The 6,148-nt window shown below is 44.4% G+C and carries 5 protein-coding genes; all 5 read left to right on the forward strand.

Features of this window, described 5'->3' with window-relative positions:
* Positions 1-192 precede the first annotated feature (192 nt).
* Positions 193-1,242, forward strand: coding sequence for a linear amide C-N hydrolase (locus tag BHV83_RS16610; protein ID WP_005648713.1), 1,050 nt, complete (start codon positions 193-195; stop codon positions 1,240-1,242).
* 44 nt (positions 1,243-1,286) lie between these two features.
* Entirely contained in the window at positions 1,287-2,060 is a 774-nt protein-coding gene (locus BHV83_RS16615) for an ADP-ribosylglycohydrolase family protein (RefSeq protein WP_005648716.1), read from the forward strand.
* A gap of 188 nt (positions 2,061-2,248) precedes the next feature.
* Positions 2,249-2,605, forward strand: coding sequence for a hypothetical protein (locus tag BHV83_RS16620; RefSeq protein ID WP_005648718.1), 357 nt, complete (start codon positions 2,249-2,251; stop codon positions 2,603-2,605).
* A 256-nt stretch (positions 2,606-2,861) separates the two neighbouring features.
* Entirely contained in the window at positions 2,862-5,450 is a 2,589-nt protein-coding gene (clpB, locus tag BHV83_RS16625) for an ATP-dependent chaperone ClpB (RefSeq protein ID WP_122205837.1), read from the forward strand.
* Between the two features lie 108 nt (positions 5,451-5,558).
* Positions 5,559-6,148, forward strand: a 590-nt coding sequence (locus BHV83_RS16630) for a DEAD/DEAH box helicase (protein WP_286757773.1), incomplete at its 3' end; no start/stop codon positions are given.

The raw sequence follows: 6,148 nt of genomic DNA on the forward strand, positions 1-6,148 counted from the left end.
GAATTAATAGGGCATCCTAATCTTGCCAAAACGTAAGAACAGTATGGATCGGAATTTTCGATGAAATAGAAAAATGGTACAAAAAGGGGGTATTGTTGATTTTATTCTGTTACAAGTTGTTCTGAACAACTGGAACTATCATTCTCATATCCCTGTTATAAATATAGTTTGGACATATTTAAAATTATAGTTATGGCAAAAAGAAATAAGTTAGCCGTCTTTTCAGTGGTAGCTTTAGGCATGATGTTTTTTGCAGAGCAAAACAAAGCTTGTACGCGTGCGGTCTATCTGGGACCGGATGATATGATCGTGACAGGGCGGACGATGGATTGGAAAGAGGATCCGCAATCGAATATTTACCTTTTCCCTCGGGGAATGGAGAAACGGGGAGGGATTACGGACAATACGGTGACGTGGACTTCCAAATATGGGAGTGTCGTGACTGCCGGATATGATATCGGAGTTTGTGACGGTATGAATGAGAAAGGCCTGGTGGCGAACTTGCTTTTCTTGACCGAATCCTCTTATCATCGTCCGAATGATAGTCGTCCGGTGATGGGATTGAGCATCTGGACACAATATGTCTTGGATAATTTTGCGACGGTGGACGAAGCTGTGAATGAATTGAGCCTGGAAACTTTCCGTATCGATGACCCTGATTTACCTAACGGAGCAAAATCGACTTTGCACCTCTCGATTTCGGATGCGACCGGGAATAGTGCCATCTTTGAATATATCAACGGCAATCTGATTATTCATGAGGGACGAGAATGCCAGATAATGACAAATTCCCCTACCTATGACAAACAGTTGACTTTGAATGATTACTGGAAAGAGATTGGCGGTCTGGTTATGCTACCCGGGACAAACCGTGCTTCTGATCGCTTTGTCCGTGCATCGTTTTATATCCAGGCATTACCGCAAACCGATAATTTCAGGCAGGCTGTTGCCGGAGTTTTTAGTGTGATGCGCAATGTTTCGGTTCCTTTGGGAATCTCTATCCCCGAACAGCCTAATATTGCTTCGACTCGCTGGCGTACGGTAGCGGATCAAAAAAATAAAGTGTATTATTTCGAGTCAACGCTTAGCCCCGATATTTTTTGGATCAATTTCAAAGACTTGGATTTTAAAACCGGAGCTCCGGTGAAGAAGTTGACGCTCACGGGTGGAGAGATTTATGCGGGCAATGCCGCCGGAAGGTTTCGGGCCGGAAAGTCACTTCACTTTCTGTTTGAGATATAGGAGGTTGTTTTGTATTTTTATGTCCGAATAAAAATGAGAGTAATATGATAGGAGCAATAGTCGGAGATATTATCGGTTCCGTATATGAGTTTGATAATATAAAGACAACGGTTTTTCCGTTATTTACCAGGAAAAGCAATTATACGGACGACACGATTATGACGGTCGCCGTGACTGACTGGCTATTGTATGGAGGGAATCTCGTGCAAGTTATGCATCGTTATGGCAGGGAGTTTCCGTGTCCGATGGGAGGCTATGGAGCACGTTTCGGGCAATGGCTTTGTGAAACGAATCCACAGCCTTATAACAGTAGGGGGAATGGTTCGGCTATGCGGGTTAGCGCAGTTGGGTGGGCTTTTGGTTCATTGGAAAAAACATTGCAAGTGGCTGAAGAAACGGCTGCCGTTTCCCATAACCATCCGGAAGGGATCAAAGGTGCTCAAGCTGTGGCTGCTGCCATCTATCTGGCTCGTACAGGAAAAAGCAAGCAAGCTATCCGGGAATACATTGAAACGACTTTTTTATATGATTTGAATTTTTCCTGTGACGAGATCCGGCCGGACTATTGCTTTAACCCAAGTTGTCAGGGAACTGTCCCGGAGGCGATTGTCGCTTTTTTGGAAAGTACGGATTTTGAAACTGCAATCCGTTTGGCCATTTCTCTCGGTGGCGATTCAGACACGTTGGCCTGCATTACGGGAGGAATAGCAGAAGCCTTTTATGGAATGTCCGAAGATTGGAAAATCGAAGTGTTGAGACGGCTGCCAGAGGCTTTTGTCGAAGTTGTTGAAGAATTTTATCAAAAAATACGATTGTAGGATTCCCTGAATTATCAGGAATATTCGAATTTTTCTCAAATAGATTTTATGGATAAAGATCAAAATGAATTTTCGATCTGGTATGTGGGTGATATTTGGAAAATGACTGACACAAAGGTTTGAATGATGATGGGATGTTCTTGGCTATATATACATGAACACCGAATGACTCTACTTGGTTTGTTGATTTGCCGAAAGCTCATTTTGACTTTATCTATAAGAAATATGACGGTTCTGAAATTAGAGGATATCAGAATAATGGAGGATATTATGATTATTTTGTCCTTCATAACGACACCCTTAAATTTGTTTCTTTTAGAGGAGAGGTTGAAACTGATTATTATTTTTGGAAAGAGACAAGGTATGAAATCAGTTTAGATACAAAAGTCCCTGATAATGTGGCCAGAGTCCTGAAACGGGACAATCCCGATTTTGTTTATATAAACCTTTATTATATTGAATCTCCTGAAGGGAATGCCTATCTTTTCCAAGATAAGAATGATGACCGGGAATTAGGATACACTATTGCCGAAGATATTTCTTAAATTTATATTCCTGAAATTCTATAAGTAGAAAAAGCCCTGTCTTGACGAGGTAAAAGTAAACCTTTTTCCCAGCCGTCTTGTTCTTTTTCCGAAAACATGTAAAAAACGGCGTGAAACGAGACTGTTCGACAGGCTCTTTTTAATGCGAAGTTTTAAAATATATGACAAAATGACATATTTTGTTTCTGGTATTTGTTTTGTAGGAATGTCTGTGGAAATTTAGAAATAAAAATAGAATTGAAAGGAGTATAACTATATGAATTTAAACAATTTTACAATTAAAGCACAGGAGGCCGTCCAGCAAGCCGTGCAACTTGCTACCCAGAATGGGCAGCAGGCGATCGAAACCATACATTTGCTGAAAGGTGTCATTATGACGGGTGAAAGTGTGACCAATTTCATCTTCCAGAAACTGGGTGTCAATATCCAGAATCTGAATCGTGTATTGGATGCGCAGATCAGTTCGCTACCGAAGGTATCAGGCGGAGAACCTTATCTGTCAAGTGAAGCAAATACTGTTTTGCAGAAAGCAATCGGCTATTCATCCAAAATGGGAGACCAGTATGTGTCTTTGGAGCCGATTATTTTGGCTTTGTTCACGGAAAAGAGCACTGCTTCTCAAATTCTGAAAGATGCCGGTATGACGGAAAATGAATTACGCCAGGCGATTGAAGAATTGCGGAAAGGGAATAAAGTAACCAGCCAGTCGGCCGAAGACACATATGATGCACTGGGGAAATATGCGATCAATCTGAACGAACGTGCCCGTAGCGGCAAGTTGGATCCGGTGATCGGTCGTGACGACGAAATTCGCCGTGTACTTCAGATCCTGAGTCGTCGTACGAAAAACAACCCGATTTTGATTGGTGAACCGGGTGTTGGTAAGACGGCGATTGCCGAGGGGCTTGCTCATCGTATCGTCCGGGGTGACGTACCGGAAAATTTGAAATCGAAACAGATTTTCTCTTTGGATATGGGAGCTTTGGTTGCCGGGGCCAAATATAAGGGCGAATTTGAAGAACGTTTGAAAGCTGTAGTGGGTGAAGTGACTAAATCGGATGGGGAAATCATTCTTTTTATCGATGAGATCCATACATTGGTCGGTGCCGGTAAGGGTGAAGGTGCGATGGATGCCGCCAATATCCTGAAACCAGCTTTGGCTCGTGGTGAATTGCGCTCGATCGGTGCGACGACGTTGGATGAATATCAGAAGTATTTTGAGAAAGATAAGGCGCTCGAACGTCGTTTCCAGATTGTTATGGTGGACGAACCGAACGAATTGGATGCCATTTCCATCCTGCGTGGTTTGAAGGAAAAATATGAAAACCACCATAAGGTCCGTATCAAAGATGATGCCATCATTGCTGCCGTCCAGTTGTCTACACGATACATCACTGACCGGTTCTTGCCCGATAAGGCGATCGACCTGATGGATGAGGCTGCAGCCCGTTTGCGTTTGCAGATCGACTCTGTGCCGGAATCTCTCGACGAGGTTTCCCGCCGTATCAAGCAACTGGAAATCGAGCGTGAAGCGATCAAGCGTGAAAATGATAAAGGAAAGCTGGAACAGCTCAATAAGGAAATTGCCGACCTGAAGGACGAAGAAACGAAACAGAAGGCTCAGTGGCAAAGCGAAAAAGAGCAGATCAATAAGATTCAGCAGAATAAGATTGATATCGAAAACCTGAAGTTTGAAGCCGATAAGGCCGAACGTGAAGGCGACTACGGTAAAGTAGCCGAAATCCGTTACGGAAAGATCAAACAAAAGGAGGAAGAGATCAGGGAAGTCCAGGAGAAACTGAAGACGATGCAAGGTGCTTCCGCCATGATCAAGGAGGAAGTGGACAGTGAAGATATCGCCGATGTGGTATCTCGTTGGACGGGAATTCCTGTCAGCAAGATGATGCAGAGTGAAAAGGAAAAATTACTCCATCTGGAATCTGAATTGCACACGCGTGTTATCGGGCAGGAGGAGGCCATCAGTGCTATTGCTGATGCTGTGCGTCGTAGCCGTGCCGGATTACAGGACCCGAAACGACCGATCGGTTCATTTATTTTCCTCGGTACGACAGGTGTCGGTAAGACAGAGCTGGCCAAAGCGTTGGCGGAATATCTGTTCGACGACGAGAATATGATGACTCGTATCGATATGAGTGAATATCAGGAAAAGTTTAGTGCGACTCGTCTGATTGGTGCGCCTCCGGGATATGTCGGCTATGATGAAGGTGGCCAGTTGACGGAAGCGATCCGCCGTAAACCTTATTCGGTCGTCCTGTTTGATGAAATCGAAAAGGCTCATCCGGATGTATTCAATATCCTTTTGCAGGTATTGGATGATGGACGGCTGACCGACAATAAGGGACGTGTTGTCAACTTCAAGAATACGATCATTATTATGACCAGTAACATGGGATCGTCCTTGATTCGTGAAAACTTCGAGAAGATGACACCCGAAACGCACGATCAGGTAGTGGATGAAACGAAGGTCCAGGTGTTGGAATTACTGAAGAAGACAATTCGCCCAGAGTTCCTGAACCGTATCGATGACATCATCATGTTTACTCCGCTCAACGAAGAAGAGATCCGCAAGATCGTGACTGTTCAGCTGAATAGTGTGAAGAAGATGCTGGCCCAGAATGGGATTGCGCTGGAATTTACGGATGCAGCTCTGGCATTTATTTCAGACAAAGGGTTCGACCCGCAGTTTGGTGCCCGTCCTGTAAAACGTGTCATCCAGAAGTATGTCCTGAACGAACTGTCCAAAGAGTTGTTGGGCGGAAAGATCAACAAAGATCGCCCGATCACAATCGACAGCAACGGTGCCGGTTTGGTCTTCAAGAATTGACCGAAGATGGTTGGATTGATATATGTTTATGTGAAAGGCTCTGCTCCCAAAAGGAGTAGGCCTTTTTTTGTTGGTCCGGATGTTCTATCTTTGTGAAAACATTTGAATATGCACCATCCATTACAAGTTCTGAAGCACTACTGGGGCTATGACGGGTTCCGGCCGGGACAGGCAGAAGTCATAGACAGTATTCTGTCCGGGCATGATACATTGGCGCTTATGCCGACGGGAGGAGGTAAATCCATTACCTTCCAGGTGCCTGCATTGGCGAATTCGGGTATTTGCCTTGTGATCAGTCCGCTTGTCGCTTTAATGAAGGACCAGGTAAAGAACCTACAAAAGCGAGGGATTCTGTCGGCGTTTATCAGTTCCGAAATGCCGCATTGGGAGATTTTGCAACAACTGGATAATTGTATCTTGGGAGATTATAAGTTCCTTTACATTTCTCCTGAACGTATTTCTTCCGAACTGTTTCAGGAGAAGTTGAAGACGTTGTCCCGCAAAGTGAATTTGCTGGTTGTGGATGAGGCGCACTGTATCTCTCAATGGGGAAACGATTTTCGTAGGGATTACCGTTTGATTGCGGATATCCGCGATGCCATACCGCATGTTCAGGTAATTGCCGTAACAGCTTCAGCCACGGCAGCTGTGGTTGCCGATATCTGCGAGCAGCTCCATTTTCGCAAAGGATATAGGAT

This window comes from Parabacteroides sp. merdae-related_45_40, assembly GCF_001915675.1.

Coding starts and splice junctions, on each gene's coding strand:
- BHV83_RS16610 (WP_005648713.1), top strand. CDS start 193: ATGGCAAAAAGAAATAAGTTAGCCGTCTTTTCAGTGGTAGCTTTAGGC.
- BHV83_RS16615 (WP_005648716.1), top strand. CDS start 1,287: ATGATAGGAGCAATAGTCGGAGATATTATCGGTTCCGTATATGAGTTT.
- clpB (WP_122205837.1), top strand. CDS start 2,862: ATGAATTTAAACAATTTTACAATTAAAGCACAGGAGGCCGTCCAGCAA.